Source organism: Xanthobacter versatilis (genome assembly GCF_043193975.1).
Taxonomy (GTDB): domain Bacteria; phylum Pseudomonadota; class Alphaproteobacteria; order Rhizobiales; family Xanthobacteraceae; genus Xanthobacter; species Xanthobacter autotrophicus_E.
This window is the reverse complement of record NZ_JBAFVB010000005.1, coordinates 261,605-278,575: the sequence shown is the minus strand read 5'-3', so window position 1 is coordinate 278,575 and position 16,971 is coordinate 261,605. Positions and strand designations below refer to the sequence as shown.

General features: G+C 67.9%; 17 protein-coding genes. 7 read left to right on the top strand and 10 right to left on the bottom strand.

Translation table 11 applies throughout. From position 1 onward, the window contains the following. Positions 1 to 71: 71 nt before the first annotated feature. The 6 genes from V5F66_RS12660 to V5F66_RS12635 form a co-directional block, all read right to left on the bottom strand. Positions 72 to 563, bottom strand: coding sequence for a F0F1 ATP synthase subunit B family protein (locus V5F66_RS12660; RefSeq protein WP_012113999.1), 492 nt, complete (start codon positions 561 to 563; stop codon positions 72 to 74). Positions 564 to 708: 145 nt separating this feature from the next. Continuing rightward, positions 709 to 1,332, bottom strand: coding sequence for a F0F1 ATP synthase subunit B (locus tag V5F66_RS12655; protein ID WP_393999581.1), 624 nt, complete (start codon positions 1,330 to 1,332; stop codon positions 709 to 711). Between the two features lie 185 nt (positions 1,333 to 1,517). Then, positions 1,518 to 1,745: a F0F1 ATP synthase subunit C gene (locus V5F66_RS12650; protein ID WP_012114001.1), complete on the bottom strand. Its 228-nt coding sequence runs from the start codon at positions 1,743 to 1,745 to the stop codon at positions 1,518 to 1,520. 54 nt (positions 1,746 to 1,799) lie between these two features. Beyond that, entirely contained in the window at positions 1,800 to 2,552 is a 753-nt protein-coding gene (locus V5F66_RS12645) for a F0F1 ATP synthase subunit A (RefSeq protein WP_012114002.1), read from the bottom strand. A gap of 219 nt (positions 2,553 to 2,771) precedes the next feature. Continuing rightward, positions 2,772 to 3,155 (bottom strand): AtpZ/AtpI family protein, encoded by a 384-nt coding sequence (locus V5F66_RS12640; RefSeq protein ID WP_394093984.1) that lies wholly within the window; start codon positions 3,153 to 3,155, stop codon positions 2,772 to 2,774. Between the two features lie 238 nt (positions 3,156 to 3,393). Continuing rightward, the gene (locus V5F66_RS12635) at positions 3,394 to 6,846 is read right to left on the bottom strand and encodes a chromosome segregation SMC family protein (protein ID WP_394093983.1); all 3,453 of its coding nucleotides are present in this window, start codon (positions 6,844 to 6,846) and stop codon (positions 3,394 to 3,396) included. A 335-nt stretch (positions 6,847 to 7,181) separates the two neighbouring features. Here V5F66_RS12635 and trxA point away from each other — a divergent pair, with 335 nt between their 5' ends. After that, positions 7,182 to 8,135, top strand: coding sequence for a thioredoxin (trxA, locus tag V5F66_RS12630; RefSeq protein ID WP_394093982.1), 954 nt, complete (start codon positions 7,182 to 7,184; stop codon positions 8,133 to 8,135). A 28-nt stretch (positions 8,136 to 8,163) separates the two neighbouring features. Beyond that, positions 8,164 to 8,835, top strand: a complete 672-nt coding sequence (locus V5F66_RS12625) for an LON peptidase substrate-binding domain-containing protein (RefSeq protein WP_394052125.1) — start codon at positions 8,164 to 8,166, stop codon at positions 8,833 to 8,835. Positions 8,836 to 8,993: 158 nt separating this feature from the next. Here the strand turns inward: V5F66_RS12625 and V5F66_RS12620 are convergent, their stop codons facing one another. After that, positions 8,994 to 9,341, bottom strand: coding sequence for a hypothetical protein (locus V5F66_RS12620; protein WP_012114007.1), 348 nt, complete (start codon positions 9,339 to 9,341; stop codon positions 8,994 to 8,996). 30 nt (positions 9,342 to 9,371) lie between these two features. Here V5F66_RS12620 and V5F66_RS12615 point away from each other — a divergent pair, with 30 nt between their 5' ends. Both V5F66_RS12615 and rpoH read left to right on the top strand, forming a co-directional pair. Next, positions 9,372 to 10,505, top strand: a complete 1,134-nt coding sequence (locus V5F66_RS12615) for an RluA family pseudouridine synthase (protein WP_394093981.1) — start codon at positions 9,372 to 9,374, stop codon at positions 10,503 to 10,505. Positions 10,506 to 10,643: 138 nt separating this feature from the next. Next, a complete protein-coding gene (gene rpoH, locus V5F66_RS12610) occupies positions 10,644 to 11,540 on the top strand; it encodes an RNA polymerase sigma factor RpoH (protein WP_394052129.1) in 897 nt (298 codons plus the stop codon). Between the two features lie 133 nt (positions 11,541 to 11,673). Here the strand turns inward: rpoH and V5F66_RS12605 are convergent, their stop codons facing one another. The 3 genes from V5F66_RS12605 to V5F66_RS12595 all read right to left on the bottom strand — a co-directional run bounded on the left by V5F66_RS12605 (position 11,674) and on the right by V5F66_RS12595 (position 14,325). Further along, the gene (locus tag V5F66_RS12605; RefSeq protein ID WP_394052131.1) at positions 11,674 to 11,964 is read right to left on the bottom strand and encodes a protealysin inhibitor emfourin; all 291 of its coding nucleotides are present in this window, start codon (positions 11,962 to 11,964) and stop codon (positions 11,674 to 11,676) included. Positions 11,965 to 12,006: 42 nt separating this feature from the next. Next, on the bottom strand, positions 12,007 to 13,023 hold the full coding sequence (locus tag V5F66_RS12600) for a M4 family metallopeptidase (protein WP_394052133.1): 1,017 nt from the start codon (positions 13,021 to 13,023) through the stop codon (positions 12,007 to 12,009). A 177-nt stretch (positions 13,024 to 13,200) separates the two neighbouring features. Beyond that, positions 13,201 to 14,325, bottom strand: coding sequence for a site-2 protease family protein (locus V5F66_RS12595; protein ID WP_394052135.1), 1,125 nt, complete (start codon positions 14,323 to 14,325; stop codon positions 13,201 to 13,203). A gap of 234 nt (positions 14,326 to 14,559) precedes the next feature. Here V5F66_RS12595 and V5F66_RS12590 point away from each other — a divergent pair, with 234 nt between their 5' ends. The 3 genes from V5F66_RS12590 (at position 14,560) to V5F66_RS12580 (ending at position 16,969) form a co-directional block, all read left to right on the top strand. After that, complete coding sequence (locus tag V5F66_RS12590; protein ID WP_393999309.1) at positions 14,560 to 15,054, top strand: MarR family winged helix-turn-helix transcriptional regulator; 495 nt, start codon at positions 14,560 to 14,562, stop codon at positions 15,052 to 15,054. Beyond that, the gene (locus V5F66_RS12585) at positions 15,051 to 16,409 is read left to right on the top strand and encodes a multidrug effflux MFS transporter (protein ID WP_393999310.1); all 1,359 of its coding nucleotides are present in this window, start codon (positions 15,051 to 15,053) and stop codon (positions 16,407 to 16,409) included. The genes V5F66_RS12590 and V5F66_RS12585 overlap by 4 nt, the downstream gene beginning before the upstream one ends. 125 nt (positions 16,410 to 16,534) lie before the next feature. After that, complete coding sequence (locus tag V5F66_RS12580) at positions 16,535 to 16,969, top strand: cysteine rich repeat-containing protein (protein WP_012114014.1); 435 nt, start codon at positions 16,535 to 16,537, stop codon at positions 16,967 to 16,969. Positions 16,970 to 16,971 lie beyond the last annotated feature (2 nt).

Below are 16,971 nucleotides of genomic sequence, written 5' to 3'. Positions count from 1 at the left end.
CCGCCCACCCCAAACGAAAAGGGCCGCCCGAAGGCGGCCCGCATGTCGGCTCGAACGAGGCTCGGTGGCGCTCAGTTCAGCTTGGTCTTCACTTCGCCGATGGCGTTGGAGATGAGGCGGTCGCCCACATCGCCGCGCGCGGCGGAGCCCAGCAGGACTTCGGCGGCCTTGGCGGCGGCGTCGGCTGCGATGGCCTTCACGTCGGCCACGGCCTGAAGCTCGGCCTGGGCGATCTTGTCTTCCGCCATCTTGGTACGGCGGGTGACGAAATCCTCAAGCTTGGCCTTGGCCTCGGAGGCGAGGCGCTCGGCCTCCGCCTTAGCGGCGGTGACGATGGATTCGGCCTCGGCTTCGGCCTCGCGCTGCTTGCGCTTGAACTCGGCCACCAGCTTCTGGGCCTCTTCCTTGAGGCGGCGGGCTTCCTCCAGCTCGGCGGCGATGCGCTGGCCGCGACTGTCGAGGGCCGACCCGATGGCGCGGTGGGCGCCCACATAGATCAGGATGCCGACGAAGAGCAGAAAGGCGACGGCGACCCAAAGCTCGGCCAGACTCATCTCGTTCATCGCAGGGTCCTCAGATCCGTCGGCGGCCACACGGCCGCATCTGCGGGGCAATGCCCCTTACGTGCTGGTCCATCGGAGCCGCGAAGGCCGCGGCGGAAAATTCAGACGGCCGCGCGATGGGAGGCGCGGCCGGGGTGCGGCCCGATCAGGCCGCGTCCTTCTTGACGAGCGCCACGTCCACGGCCTTTTCCACGTCGGACTGCGCAGGGCTGGAGCCGATGAGGGTCGAGACGATGGCGTGGGTGGCGTCCACCGCGATGCCCCGCACATGGGTGAGGGCTTCGGTCTTGGTGGAGGCGATGCTCTGCTCGGCAGTCGCCAGCTTGGCGGCGAGGCCGGCTTCGAGCGACTTGCGGTTGGCTTCGGAATCGGCGGCGAGCCGGTTGCGGGTTTCGCCGGCGATGGCATTGGCCTTGGCGCGCGCCTCGGCGAGGGCCTTCTCGTAGGAGGCCTGCGCGGCCTCGCTCTCGGCCTTGTGCTTCGCCGCCTCCTCGAGGTCGTCGGCGATGCGGTCGTGGCGCTCCTCCAGGATGCGGCCGATGCGCGGCAGGGCCACGCGGCTCATCAGGAGGTAGAGGAGGCCGAAGCTCAGGACGAGCCAGAGCAGCTGGGAGGCGAAGGTGGTGGCGTCGAAGGGCGGGAAGTGGCTCTTCTTGCCATGCCCTTCTTCCGCAGCGCCGTGAGCCGCTGCAGCGCCATGAGCCGCCGAAGCCGCCTCATGGGTGCCCTGGCCTGCGGTTCCGGCCGGCGGGGCCGCCTGCGCGACCACGGCCGCCGGAGCGGTAGGGTGGTCGCTCGCCGCAAAGAGGGGGGCGCCCCAGAGGGCCGCACCCGTCATCGCCAGCGCGACAGTCATTTTCCACGACTTCATCATGGCTTGCCCGCCTTCGCACCTGACCTTGCAATCACAGCACCCGGGCGCTGATCGCCCGGGAACCTCGTTCGTCCGGGCGATCAGGCCACGAACAGGAGGACGAGGGCGACGACGAGCGCGAAGATGCCGAGACCTTCCGCGAGCGCCGCGCCGATGAAGGCGCGGGCGAACTGGCCGTCGGCCGCCGACGGGTTGCGCAGGGCGCCGGAGAGGAAGTTGCCGAAGATGTTACCGACGCCGACGGCGGCGAGACCCATACCGAGGCAGGCGAGACCGGCACCGATGAACTTTCCAGCTGCGGGATCCATGGGACTGCTCCTTGAGAACGCTTTGGATTTGGGGATTTGCGATGCGCCGCCCGGTCAGTGACCGGGATGGATCGCGTCGTTGAGGTAGATCGAGGTGAGCACCGCGAACACGTAGGCCTGCAGCATCGCGACCAGGAGTTCGAGAGCGTAGAGCGCCACGATCATGAAGAAGGGCAGGGTGGCGCCGAACCAGCCGACCACGCCGGCCGAAGCGAGACCCACCACGAAGAAGGCGAACACCTTCAGGGCAATATGGCCCGCCAGCATGTTGGCGAACAGACGCAGCGACAGGCTGATGGGACGCGAGAGGAAGGACACCACCTCGATCACCACCAGGAACGGCAGCAGGAAGGCCGGCACGCCCGACGGCACGAACAGGTGCAGGAAGTGGGTGCCGTGGCGCACGAAGCCGTAGACGATGACCGTGCCGATCACCAGCAGCGCCATGGCGGCGGTGACGATCAGATGGGCGGTGACGGTGAAGGTGTAGGGAATGAGCCCCACCACGTTCGACACCAGCACGAAGGTGAAGAGCGAGAACACCAGAGGGAAGAACACCATGCCTTCCGAGCCGGCCGAATCGCGCACCATCTTGGCGATGAATTCGTAGCTCATCTCCGCCGCCGACTGGGCCCGGCCCGGCACCAGGGTGCGGCCGCGCGTGGCGAAGGTGAGGAAGAAGAAGATGATGGCTACGATGCCGAACATGAACAGCGCAGCGTTCGTGAAGGAGAACTGCACGCCGCCGAAATTCAGCAGGTCCACGTAGCGCTTGATCTCGAACTGGTGGATCGGATCGACGGTCATCCGAACGCGCCCCCTGCCAATGCGGCCAAGCCGCAGGAACCAAAGATCACGGCCATAAGCCGCGACGGCCTAATCGACGAGACGACCGGAACGGTCGCCAAAGTGTCCACCGGCACGGCCGCATGAACGGATCCGGCCGCAAACAAAAGGCGGCATTTCGCCGCGAATATCTCGCCCGGAGCCGCCGCGCCTTGAAATCCTTGGAGGATCTGGCGCCCGTCAGGTCCCGGTCTTGCCACGGTTCCGGCCTTCGCCGGAGGCCCGCAGCATATTGGTCACACCGGCGGCGAAGCCGAACAGCGTGAACACGATCATGCCCCAGGGCGCGATCGAGAAGAAACGGTCGATGCCGTAACCGATGAGCGAGCCCACCAGAACGCCCGACACGAATTCCGCACCCAGCCGGAAGGCAAGCGCGGCGCCCGAGGAGGACGAGGTATCCCGGCCTTTCGGTGCGGGGACCTCGGTCTTCGAGCGAACCTGGCCCAACGAGGTGTTGAGCTGCTCGAGCCTTGCGGAAAGCTCGGTGTCGCTGGGCCGGGAGCCGTCCGCCCCGCCGGGTCCTTTGGTCCCCCCGTGGGAGGCGTCGTCAGGTCCCGACATGGCACAAAACCCCGGCTTCGGTGAAGGGCGTGCGGCCCTCCCCCTTGAAACCGCGGCGCACCATAGTTGCGTCAAAATTGGGTGTCAAGGCGCGCGGCCCCTATATTAAACAATTGAAACGAAAAGAAAAAATTGTGGCTGCGACATCGTGCTTCGCCATGATCGCCCGCCGCATTCCGTTTGGGCGCCCCAGCGTTCGCTCCTGCCACGGTCGCGCCGGTGCCCGGATGGGGCAGCATCAGACTGCTTCCAGCAGCCGCTCGGCGCGCTGCAGGTCCACCGAGACGAGGCGCGAGATGCCCCGTTCCGCCATGGTCACGCCGAACAGGCGGTTCTGGTGGGCCATGGTGATGGGGTTGTGGGTGATGGTGAGGAAGCGCGTGTCGGTGAGCTTCGTCATCTCCTCCAGCAGGGTGCAGAAGCGCTCCACATTGGCGTCGTCGAGGGGCGCGTCCACCTCGTCCAGCACGCAGATGGGCGCGGGATTGGTCAGGAACACTGCGAAGATCAGCGCCATGGCGGTGAGCGCCTGCTCGCCGCCCGACAGCAGCGACAGGGTCTGCGGCTTCTTGCCCGGCGGCTTGGCGATGATGTCGAGGCCGGCTTCCAGCGGGTCGTCGGCCTCGGTGAGCACCAATTGAGCTTCGCCGCCGCCGAACAGGGTGTCGAACAGCTTCTTGAAATGGCCGTCCACCACCACGAAGGAGGCCTGAAGCCGTTCGCGGGCCTCGCGGTTGAGGCTCAGGATGGCGCCGCGCAGCCGCTTGATGGCCTCCAACAGGTCGTCGCGCTCACCCACCAGCTTGATGTGCTGGCCTTCGGTCTCCTCCAGCTCCACGTCGGCGCGCAGGTTCACGGCGCCGAGGCGTTCGCGGTCGCGCTTGGCCCGCTCCAGCGTTGCCTCGATGGCGGCGACGTTCGGGGGCGGCGCGTCGGGGTCGATGCCGGCCTGTTCGCGGGCGAGTTCCGGCGGGCCTTCCAGAATGTCGGAGATTTCGCGCAGCAGGTCGTCGCGGCGCTGGCGGGCGGCTTCCAGCCGGGCGTCGGCGCGCGCCGCCTCGGCCCGCGAGCCGGACATGGCCTCCAACGCATCACGGGCGGCGCGGTCGGCGGCGGCAAGTGCCGCCTCGCCCTCGGCCAGGCGATCGGCGGCGTCGCGGCGGGCCGCTTCCGCCGCCTCCAGCGCATTCATGAGGGCCCGCCGGCGCCGGATGAATTCGGACGGGGCGTCCTCCAGCGTCTCCAGCTCGGCCCGCGCCTCGGCCTCGCGGGCGGCGACGGCAGCGAGCCGGTCGCCGGCCCCGCCGGCGCGCTGCCGCCATGAGCGTTCCTCGCCGATGATGGCCTCCAGCCGGCGCTGGCGCTGGGTATTGTCCCGGCGTACCGCGTCCAGCCGGGCGCGGGCTTCCGACACGGCGGCGCGGCGCTCGGCGGTCTCGGCGCGGGCGCGGGCCATCTCCGCTTCCAGAATCTGCGGGGTGTCGAGGGCGAGAAGCTCGCCATGCGCCTCCTCCATGCGCGCCTCGCCCTCCTCGCGCACCGAGGCGAGGCGGGTGCGCGCCTCGGCCAGCGCCGAGAGGCGGGCGAGATGCTGGGCGGCGCGGCGCTCGGCCGCCTCCAGCGCGCTGCGGCTCGCCTCGGCGGCGCGCTGGGCGGCGCGGCGGGCCTCGCGGGATGTGGTTTCGGCCTCCGCTGCAAGGCGCAGCGCGCTGTCGCGGTCGGCGAGGGCGGCGCGGATCTCTTCCAGATGGGCCTCGGCCACCGCCACCTCGGCCTCGATGTCCTTGAGGCGGTTGCGCTCGGCAAGGCGGCGGGCGGCGGCGGTGGGGGCATCCGCCGCAGCGACCACCCCGTCCCAACGCCACAGGTCGCCTTCCACCGAGACCAGCCGCTGCCCGGCCTTGAGCCGCGCCACCAGCCCCGCCCCCATTGCGCGCGGCACGATGCCCACCTGCGCCAGCCGGCGATTGAGCGCCGGGGCGCCGGAAACGAAGCGGGACAAGGGCTCGGCACCGTCCGGCAGGGCCGGGTCGGCGGGATCGGAGGGGGCACCGGCCCAGCGGGCCGGGGCGGCGGCATCCACCGGCAGGTCGAGGTCGTCCCCCAGCGCCGCGCCCAATGCGGTCTCATAGCCCTTGGCGACGGAGACGAGGTCGGCCACCGGCGGGAAGCGATGATCGGTGGATTGCAGCAGCTTGGCGAGGGTGCGCGCCTCGGCGTCGAGGCGGCCGAAGCGGGATTGCGCCTCCGACAGGGCCGGACGCAGCTCTTCCATGGCGCGGCGGGCGGCCTGATGGGCGGCTTCGGCCTCGATGCTGGATTCCTCTGCCTCGGCGAGGGCGTCGCGGGCGGCTTCCGCCTCCATGCGGATGCCTTCCAGCGCCTCGGTGCCGGCCTGCTGCTTGAGGCGGGACTCTTCCGCCTCCACCGAGGCGCGCTCGGCGGCGTTGCGCACCAGCCGGTCGCGGATCTCACGCACGGCTTGTTCGAGACTGGCGCGCCGCGCGCCCAAATCGGCGAAATGCGCGGTCTTCTCCTCCAGCGCCCGCTCGGCGTCTTCGAGGTGCGCGGCCGCCTCCTCCAGCCGGTCGGCGGCGATGGCCTCCAGCTCTGCCGCTTCTTCCTGCTCGAAGCGCAGGGTCTCGGCCTCGGTGGCGAGGCGCTCCAGCACGCCCTCGGCGTCGGCGGAGAGGGCCCGCTCGCGCTCGGTATCCTGGGCGAGCTGGATCAGGCGGCGCTCCAGCTCGTCCTTGCGGGCGGACAGCCGGGCCTCCTCGGCATCCAGCTCCGAACGGGCATGGGTGAGGCGCTGGAGTGCGGCGGCGGCCTCCGCCTCCTTCTGCCGCAAGGCCGGGAGGGCGTGGGCGGCCAGCGCCTGGAGGCGCGCCGCTTCTGCCTGCATGCGGGTGTGCTCGGCGCCGTCGCGATGGGCGGCTTCCACCGCGTGCTCGGCCTCGGCCAGGGCGCGGGTGACCTCGCCCCAGCGCAGCCACAGCAGGGTAGCCTCGCATTGGCGGATCTCGGCAGCCAGCGCCTTGTAGCGCACGGTCTGGCGGGACTGGCGGCGCAGGCTCTCCACCTGCCCGCCGAGCTGGGTGATGACATCCTCCAGCCGCAGCAGGTTCTGCTCGGCGGCCTTCAGGCGGGTCTCGGCCTCGTGGCGGCGGGCGTGGAGGCCCGCCACGCCGGCGGCTTCCTCCAGGATGCGGCGGCGGGCATTGGGCTTGGCGCCGACGATCTCGCCGATCTGCCCCTGCCGCACCAGGGCCGGGGAGCGGGCGCCGGTGGAGGCGTCGGCGAAGATGAGCTGCACGTCGCGGGCGCGCACGTCCTTGCCGTTGATGCGGTAGCTCGATCCCGCCCCGCGCTCGATGCGGCGGACGATCTCCAGCTGGTCCCATTCGTTGAAGGCGGCGGGGGCGGTGCGGTCGGAATTGTCGAGGCTGAGCACCACCTCGGCCGAATTGCGCGCCGGCCGCCCCGTGGTGCCGGAGAAGATCACATCCTCCATGTCGTTGGCGCGCATGGCCTTGTAGGAGCTTTCGCCCATCACCCAGCGCAGCGCCTCGACAAGGTTGGACTTGCCGCACCCGTTCGGCCCCACGACGCCGGTGAGGCCGGGCTCGATCAGGAGATCGGTCGGCTCGACGAAGGTCTTGAAGCCCACGAGCCGCAGGCGGTCGAACTTCATGCGGTCGCGCGCATCCGGAGGGGCGAAGGGGAAGAAAGGGTCATCAGCGCGGGGTGTGCCAGCCTTTGGAGGGTTTGGTCAAATCAGCGTGCCCCCCCTTGGGGAACCGCGCAAGCCTCGGCAGCGCAACGATCCACAGAGGGGCGCGGGCGGGTCGGCTTGTGCGCGAGGCGGCGCACGATGCACGGTTGTACCGGTGGCCCGCCTTAACTTGCCGGCCCGAAAGCGCTAGAACTCGGGTCTAACGCCGATTGCAAGCGCGCGGCGAACGCCCATCTATGGGCTGTCCGCCCCGGCCGCGCCGGGCGGGCTGACGATTTCGGGGATTGCGACACATGCTGTTGAACCAGGCGGGCGCCAAGGGCGCGGCGGGAACGGGCGCGGGAGCAGGCGCGAGCACGGGCGCCGGCAACGGGGCGGCCGGCGGCGACATCATCGACACCACCACCCAGACCTTCATGGCCGAGGTGATGGAGGAATCCAAGCGCCGCCCGGTGCTGGTGGACTTCTGGGCGCCGTGGTGCGGTCCGTGCAAGACCCTGACCCCGGTGATCGAGAAGGTGGTGAAGGCCGCCAAGGGCAAGGTGCGCCTCGCCAAGCTCAACATCGACGATCACCCGGTCATCCCCGGCAAGCTCGGCATCCAGTCGGTGCCTACGGTCTATGCCTTCGTCAACGGCCAGCCGGTGGACGGCTTCCAGGGTGCGCTGCCCGAAGGCCAGGTGAAGGCCTTCATCGATCGCCTCATCGGCCCCGCCGACGATGGCCTTGAGGAAGCGCTGGCCGCCGCCGACGCGGCGCTGGCCCAGGGCGACCTGACCGCCGCCGCCGAGATCTTCGTCGGCGTGCTGGGCGAGGAGCCGGACAATCTCAAGGCCCTCACCGGCCTGGTGCGGACCCAGGTGGCCGCCGGCGCGCTGGAGCAGGCCAAGGCGACGCTTGCCATGGTGCCGGCCGACAAGCAGAACGACGCGCTGGTGAATGCCGCCCGCGCCGCGCTGGACGTGGCCGAGCAGGCCGCCGCCCTCGGCGATCTCGCGACGCTGGAAGCCCGGCTGGACCTCGACCCCGCAGATCACCAGGCCCGCTTCGACCTCGCCCTTGCGCTCAACGGCAAGGGCCGGCGCGAGCAGGCGCTGATCCATCTCCTCGATATCGTGAAGCGCGACCGCGCTTGGAATGAGGATGCGGCCCGCAAGCAGCTGGTGCAGCTGTTCGAGGCGTGGGGCCCCACCGATCCGCTCACCCTTTCAGGCCGTAAGAAATTGTCGGCGATCATGTTCGCCTGAAGGGCGTTGTTTTTAAGGATTGTTCGTCTTGGCTGCCAATCGCACCTATCTGTCGCCGACGGAAATTCCGCCGGTGATCCCGGTTTTTCCGCTCACCGGCGCGCTGCTGCTGCCGCGGGCCGACCTGCCTCTCAACATCTTCGAGCCGCGCTATCTCGCCATGGTGGACGACGCGCTCGCCGGGGGCCGTGTCATCGGCATGGTGCAGCCCGACGAGCAGGCGCCGGTCTCGGCGCGCGGGCCGGGCGTGTATAAGGTGGGCTGCCTCGGCCGCCTCACCCAGTTCAGCGAGACCGGGGACGGGCGATACCTCATTACGCTCACCGGCATCTGCCGTTTCCGCATCGTGGAAGAGCTGGATACCACCACGCCCTACCGCCAGTTCAAGGTGGATGCCACCCCGTTCGCCCATGATTTCGAGGCGGAGGCCGGCGAGGCGGCGGTGGACCGCGACGCGCTGCTGGCTGCGCTGGCGGCGTTTCTGGAAGCCAACAAGCTGGAGGCGGACTGGGACGGCATCCGCGAGGCTGGCACCGAGACGCTGGTGAACGCCCTGTCGGTGATGTCGCCCTATGGCGCGCTGGAAAAGCAGGCGCTGCTGGAGGCGGAGAATCTGAAGGCCCGTGCCGACATGCTGGTGGCCATCACCCAGATGATGCTGGCTCGTATGCCGGGCGACGGCGAAGGCTCGCTGCAATAGGGCGAGCGGCCGGGCGAAGGGCACCGCGCGTCGGCCGGCGGAAAAAGCCCGGGCTGAAAACCGCTTTCGCCTTCGCCCGAGGATGCCGAAGGCGCGCGCGGACCTGTTGCCGCCACAAAATTGATGAACTGGTGCACGTGAAGCGCCCCAGCGTCCGCTCACGGCTCCTCGGCGAACCTCAGGCGGCCGGCGGGGGCGAGGGTGCGGGCGTCGAAGGTGCGGATTTCGACGGCGCCGCCCACGTCGAGGGTCAGCACCACCACGTCGCCGGACACGGCAGTGGCGGTGATCTTCGCGCCCTTGGGCAGCAGCGCGGTGATTTCGCCGGTCGCGATGGGCTTTGCCCGTATCATGCGATAGCCGATGACGCCGAAGACCGCAGCCACCCCCAGCACCATGACCAGCATGGACAGGCTGGAGAAGCGGCGAAACCGCTGGATGATGCGCTCCTGCTCCGGGGTCAGCGCCTCTTCCGGGGTCTCGGTGGGGGACGGGCGATGAAACATGAAGGGGCCGTGGCTCCTGACGGATCGAGAATGGACGCGACCATGACCCAGGCCCAGGTGAACCAGGCCGAGATGAACCAGGCCGAAACCGGCCTAGAGGACCTGGACGAGGGCTTCACCCTCACGGTCCAGATCGCGGCGGAAGACGCCGGCGAGCGGCTGGACCGTGTCCTGGCGCGCCGGTTGGCGCTTGAGGCTCCGGAACTCAGCCGCACCCGCATCCAGCGTCTCGTAACGGAAGGCCGGGTCTCCGTCAGCGGGCGTGTGGTAGGGGACGCGGCGGGCCGGGTCAATGCCGCAGATGTCTATACCCTGTTCCTGCCTCCCCCGGAGGCAGCCGAGCCGGTGGCGGAGAACCTGCCGCTCACCATCGTGTTCGAGGATGCCCACCTCGTGGTCGTCGACAAGCCGGCCGGGCTGGTGGTGCATCCGGCGCCGGGCCATGCCTCCGGCACGCTGGTGAATGCACTCCTGTACCATTGCGGCGACAGTCTCTCCGGTATCGGCGGGGTGCGCCGGCCGGGCATCGTCCATCGCATAGACAAGGATACCTCCGGCCTGCTGGTGGTGGCGAAGTCCGACGTGGCCCACAAGGGCCTCGCCGCCCAGTTCGCCGACCATGGCCGCACCGGGCCGCTGGAGCGGGCCTATCTCGCCTTCGTCTGGGGGGTGCCCGAGGCCCACGGCAGCGTGGACGCGCCCATCGACCGGCATCCCAGCCACCGCCAGAAGATGGCGGTGCGCCTCTCCGGACGGAACGCCATCACCCATTGGGAGGTGCAGGAGGCCTTTGTCGGCCACGGCCGCACCCATCTGCGCAACAAGGGGCAGGTGAAGGGCGAGGTGAAGATGGAGGAGGGGGTGGCCAGCCTCATCGAATGCCGGCTGGAGACCGGCCGCACCCACCAGATCCGCGTCCACATGGCCCATGTGGGCCATCCGCTGCTGGGGGACGAGGTTTACGGCCAGGGCTTCCGCACCAAGGAGACGTTGCTGCCCGAGGACGCCCGCGAACACCTCGCGCGTCTCGGTCGGCAGGCGCTGCATGCGGCCCGGCTCGGCTTCGCCCATCCGGTGACGGGGGAGACGTTGTCCTTCGAAAGCCAGCTGCCGGAAGACCTTGCCGCCCTCGCCGAGGTGCTGGGCGGGTGTGCATCCGCGTAAATTTCTCTCTCATCGACGTGAGAGGATGAAACCTATCCGCATTCCGCTCGTATCTATATCATGATGCGTCGCGGTCGGCGTCATGCGGCCGCTGAGGCGGTCGCCCGGACGGGGGCCGCGGGAGAAGGAGGCCTCGTCATGGCCCAGCCGAAGTCCATGTCCATTCCGTCCGCCGAAGGCGGGCTCTCCCGGTATCTCGAAGAGATCCGGCGGTTTCCCATGCTGGAGCCGCAGGAGGAATATATGCTCGCCAAGAGCTGGCGCGAGCACGGGGACCGTGATGCCGCGCACCGGCTGGTGACGAGCCACCTGCGCCTCGTGGCGAAGATCGCCATGGGCTACCGCGGTTATGGGCTGCCCATCTCCGAGGTGATTTCCGAAGGCAACGTGGGCCTCATGCAGGCGGTCAAGCGGTTCGAGCCCGAGAAGGGCTTCCGCCTCGCCACCTATGCCATGTGGTGGATCCGCGCCTCCATCCAGGAATATATCCTGCGCTCGTGGAGCCTCGTGAAGATGGGCACCACGGCGGCGCAGAAGAAGCTGTTCTTCAACCTGCGCAAGGCCAAGAGCCAGATCTCGGCGCTGGAGGACGGCGACCTCAAGCCCGAGCACGTCAAGCAGATCGCCACCAAGCTCGGCGTCACCGAGCAGGACGTGGTGGACATGAACCGCCGCCTGTCCGGCGACGCCTCCCTGAACTCCCCCATCCGCGAGGATTCCGAGGGCGGCGAGTGGCAGGACTGGCTGGTGGACGAGCGCCTCGACCAGGAGGAGCAGCTCGCCGAGAGCGAGGAGCTGGACAACCGCCGCGCCGCGCTGTCGGGCGCGCTGTCGGTGCTGAATGACCGCGAGCGCCGCATTTTTGAGGCCCGCCGCCTCTCCGAGGATCCCATGACCCTGGAGGACCTCGCCTCCGAGTTCGGCGTCTCCCGCGAGCGGGTGCGCCAGATCGAGGTGCGCGCCTTCGAGAAGGTGCAGAAGGCGGTTATGGACAAGGTCCGCCAGGTCGAGGCCCCGGAGGCGGTAGGGGCGTGAACGTCGCGGGATCAACGAGGCCAGAGCGCTTCTAGCGAGGATGATACTCCCAGTCTTGGTGCGGCGCGTTCTCCATCATTGAGTGAGGGGCGATTCACCGATCGGATTGGGTCAATCTGATCGGTGAATCGCGTTAGTCGAGTTCGTCGCGCACTGTTGAAATCAGGGCTGCGGGAATCTCGGATTCCGAAGCCTCGATGCTGTCCATCTCAGCATTATGTTCAACTCGGGTGAGGCGATACCTGAACATGTCCGGCTCCTGCGGCCTGGAGCCTTTGGTCCCTCGCTCGAACAGGCGAGAGATCGTGGCGCGATCCTGCGTACTCAGGTGATCCAGCGTAAGGCTTCCGCGGCTCTTCAATCGAGAGCCGGGAAGGCCGAACCCGGCGAAGCCGCCAATACGTTCAATGCGGATATCTGTCATAGCAACCTCCACGACATAAGCCGCAGTGTTCCAAGTCACTCGTCAGAGGCCGACGGTGCTCCACGCTGTATCAACGGCCTGAAGCACGCCGGGCTCCGCTGGGAACATGGAGCCTGCAAACTGGCGCGTCAGACCGGCGAAACGAGCCATCTTCATGCCCGGCGAGCGCCCTGATGTAAGAACAGCATACCAGACTTGCCCCATTTTTTCCCAGCTATGGCCGCCGATCTTGGTTGCGGCGAGATAGAAGGCGTGATTGGGAATGCCGCTGGAAAGATGAGGGTCCATTCCGGTCTGATAGCTGGAGAAGTGCTTGGGCTGCGGGGACAGGCAGTGCTGTGCTGGCGGATTCGCCAAGTCTCGCAGACAGGAATACCCCCGCTGTCGGGCGGCAGGCCCAACAATATCGCTGCCGATTAGCCAGTCCGCTTGGCTTGACGACTGGCCCGCGACCCATTGGCGGAACATGGAGCCGAACACATCCGATATGCTCTCATTGAGGCCCCCGGGTTCGTTCGTATAGTTCAGTCCGAGCGTGTGCTGGGTGACGCCATGGGTCAGTTCGTGGCCGACCACGTCGTTGCCCCGGCTGAAATCTACGAATAACTCGCCGTTGCCATCCCCATAGGCCATCTGGGTACCATTCCAGAATGCGTTGTTGTAGCCGTCTCCGAAATGTACGGATGACAGCAAAGTCATCGCCGCATTGTCGATGGAGTTTCGTCCGAACACTTGTTGGTAAAAATCAGAAACTTTGGTGGTTGTTGAAAAGACCGTCTTGATGGTTGTGTCCCGCGACGAGCCGGGATTGGAAACAGGTGTGCCAGGTAAAGTCTGTGAATGATTGCAGTCATAGACTACGATTGCTGGACTTGGTGCGATGGAAATTTTGGCAGCAAATTCAAACGAGGTTAGCCTTGACGCTTGCCGGCGAAGTTTTCGGATCTCTGAATCCAGTTTTATCGTTTGTGAAAGCCCTTGGCGGGCTTCTTCCGGGAGTTTGCGATCTTGTAGCAGTTTTTCGAGAACCGAATCTGGAACGATGCAGCATAAGCACATGGCGCCCTCCCTCCGTCCTTGGCGGACGTTCGACAAGAGCAAAATACTGAAGGTTCTGAATTTCAACCCCTAATTGGTTGAGTAGATGAAAATTATTTCAGGCTGTATATGCTCGCGCCGTTCCGGCCGGGCATGTGGCCGCTTCGTCGCCTGCGTCTTTGTCGAGGAGCGGCGGCTTTATCCTGTGATCGGGTGCTTGCCCCTGGGTTTTCCAGCCATGGCCACGTGCAGCATCATCAGCTCGCCCACATTCTCCGGTGTCAGCAGGCCCACCAGCTTTCCGGAGCCGTCCACCACGCCCACGGCTGGGGTCTGGGCGGAGGTGATGAGCTTGAGCGCCGCATCGAGCTTCGAGCGGGCCTCCACCACCGGAATGTCGGCCTGCATCACCTCGATCACGGCGGTCTGCGGCCCCTGGTCCTTCATGGCGCGGATCATGGCGTCGCGGGTGAGCACGCCGCGCAGGTGGCCGGCGCCGTCCACCACCGGGAATTCCTTCTGGGTGGAGCGGATGAGGGCGTCGGCGGCATCGTCCACGGTGGATTGTGGACCCAGCGTTTCGAAATGGGTGATCATGGCGTCCGCCACCAACAGGCCGCGCGAGGCTTCCTTCAGCTGCACCTGACCGGCCTCGCCCGATGCGGCGAGGAACACGAACACACCGATGATCATCAGCATGGGATTGGTGAAGATGCCCAGAAGGCCCATGCCGATGGCAAGGCCCTGGCCGATGGAGGCGGCGGTGGCGGTGGCCTTGGAATAACCCATCCTCATGGCCAGCAGCGCCCGCAACACCCGTCCCCCGTCCATGGGAAAGGCCGGGATGAGGTTGAACACCACCAGGAAGATGTTGGCGCCGGCCAGCTTCACCAGGATGGAGGTGCGCGGGTCTTCGATCTTGGCGAGGTTGTCCGCCGTCAGGTCGGTGCCGCCGAGGGTGGCGCTCAGGATCACCAGCAGCACCAGCGCGATCACCACATTCACCAGCGGCCCGGCGATGGCCACCACCAGCTCCTGCGACGGCTTCTCCGGGATCCGCTCCAGATTGGCGATGCCGCCGAACGGCCACAGGGTGATGTCCGGGGTCTTCACCCCGTAGCGGCGGGCAGCAAAAACGTGCCCCAGCTCGTGCAGCAGCACGCAGGCGAACAGCAGCGCCACGAACAGCACGCCTTCCCACGCCGCCGAAGACCCGCCGGAGCGATAATAGGCGGCCCAGATCCACACCAGGAACAACAGGAAGGTGACGTGGATGCGGATCGCGGTCTCGCCGAGCCGGCCGATGGTGAGGGACCAGGGCATGGGATCTCCTTGGGCGTGACGACGCACAGTGCCCGCGTCGCGTGCGGATGGAAACGGTCCGCTTCGGTCTAGACCGGGAATGTCGCAGCGACACGTCAAAAGCTGCGGATCGCGTCTTTCGCCGGCACGGGGGCCGAGACAGGTCAGCGAACCGGCCCCCCATCCCGATTTCATCCCGCAGGCGGACATCGCTCCCTTGATAGTAAGGTTTACTGACTATATTGTCTCCTTATCATGGCTGCTCCGTCTCCAACTCCCATCGCCGCCCCGCGCCCCGCGCCGAGCGAACCGCCCCTTGGCTTCGTCCTCGTGGATGCGGCGCGGCTTTATCGTGCGCGCATCGACCGGGCCTTCGAGGGCGCCGGCCTTGGCCTCACCGCCGGGGAGGCGCGCACGCTGGCCTATGTGGATTTCCATCCAGGCCTCAGGCAATCGGCGCTGGCCGAGAAGATGAATGTGGAGCCCATGACCCTGGTGGGCTTCCTCGACCGGCTGGAGGCCGCCGGCCTCGTCACCCGCGAAACCGACCCGAAGGACCGCCGCGCCAAGATCGTGGCGCTCACGCCCGAGGCGACGCCCTACCTTGCCGGGGTGCTCTCTGCGGCGGCCACCGCGCGAGGTGAGGCCACCTGCGGCTTCACGGACGCCGAGCAGGCGCTGCTGCGGGACCTGCTGCTGCGGCTGCGCGACAACCTCGCGCGGGAGCATCGCTTGAGGGACGAGAAATGAGCGCCGTCCCGCACAGAACCGCCCCCGCGCCGGCCGTCGGGGTTTCGGCCGCGCCGCTCATGAGCGAGCGGGAAGTGTCCGTCATCGGCGCGCTCATGGTGATGCTCGGCCCCATCAGCCTTGCCATGTATACGCCGGCGCTACCGACGCTGGTCGAGGCCTTCGGCACCAGCATCGCCACGGTGAAGCTCACCCTCACCGTGTTCTTCATGGGTTTCGCCTTTTCCCAGCTGATCTGCGGCCCGCTCTCGGACGGCTACGGGCGGCGCCCGGTGGCTTTGGGCTTCTTCGGCATCTATCTCGCCGGCAGCGTCGTCGCCATGCTGGCGCCCACCATCGGCTGGCTCATTGCAGGCCGCGCCCTGCAGGGCATCGGCTGTGCTGCCGGCATCGCCTTGTCCCGCGCGCTGGTGCGCGACCAATATACCGGCCAGGCGTCGGCGCGGGTGATGAACCTCATCGGCACCATGCTGGCCATCGGCCCGGCGGTTTCGCCCACTCTGGGCGGGTTCATTCTCGGCACGGCGGGCTGGCATGTGATCTTCATCGCCATGGCGGCCTATGGCCTCCTGCTGGTGGCGGTCCTCGCCCTTCGGGTGCCGGAGACCAACCGCTCGCCGGACCGCGGGCTGGCTTCCCCCCGCGGAGTGACGACGAGCTATCGCCGGCTCCTCACCGACCGTGTGTTCATGCGCGCGGCGCTCACCGCCGGCCTCAGCCTTGGCGGCATCTATACCCTCTCGGCGCTGCTGCCCTTCATTCTCATCCAGCGGGTGGGGCTCTCGCCCACCGGCTTCGGCCTCGCCATGCTGTTGCAGACCGGTGCCTTCATGTCCGGCACCCTCATCGCCCGGCCGCTGCTGAAGCGCTACAGCGCCCACGCCCTGATTCTGCCCGGCCTGTTGCTGGTGCTCACCGGGGCGGTGGGGCTGGGGCTGGGCCCGTTCGTGCTGCCGTTGAGCGTCGCCAGCGTCATGCTGCCGATCTCGTTTTGGGCCTGCGGCGTCGCTTTGCTGCTGCCGGGCTGCACCACCGCCGGCCTCGCCGGGTTCGCGCCCATCGCCGGGGCGGCCTCGGCGCTGATGGGCTTTCTCCAGATCGGCAGCGGCTTCCTCGGCACTTCCTTCGCGGTGCTGTTTCCCTCGCCGCTGGTCGCCATGATGACGCTGCTGCCGGCCCTCGCCGTCACCGCCGCCGGCGCCCACGTGCTGCTGGCTCCGCCCCGCGAGCCGGCCGTCGCAGTCGGGGCCGCTCCCGTCGAGGCCACCGACCTTGAGCTGGCCGCCGATCCGCTCGGCGTGGTGGGCGCCGCCGGCGACGAAATCGAGTCCGGAACTTACGACAGGGCCTCCTGAGGCAATAGGTTACGGCTCCTCGATACCGTCCGCGCCACTCAGGTGATGTCGCAGGTTGACCCCGGCCGATCGGCAATGGTCAATGCCCGCGTGCCCGAACCATCGGGCCGCTGGGGGGACATCGTATGAGATTTGCGGGACTAGCTCTGGCCGCCGTGCTGGCGCTTGCCGGGGGGCAGCTTGCCGTGGGACCGGCCAAGGCCCAGACCGTCAGCTACGCGCAGGCGGCCGGCCTCCTCGCGCAGCATTGCGGCGGGGATATCATGAAGCACTGCCGCGGCCTCAACCTTGGCAACAATGCCGTCGGCAATTGCCTGGCCCAGAACGCCGCGCAGCTGACGTCGGCCTGCGCCGCCAACCATGCCTCCATCCGTGAGATGACCGAGGCGCGGGCCGCGGCTCAGAAGCAGGTCTACAAGGCCTGTGACCGCGACGCCGCCCAGTTCTGCCCCGGCCTCGTGCCCGGCGACGGCAACATCGTCTCGTGCCTGCTGGAGGCGTCCAAGGTGGTGAGCGCCACCTGCACGGCCTCGCTCGTCAATGCCGGCTACGGCCAGTGAAG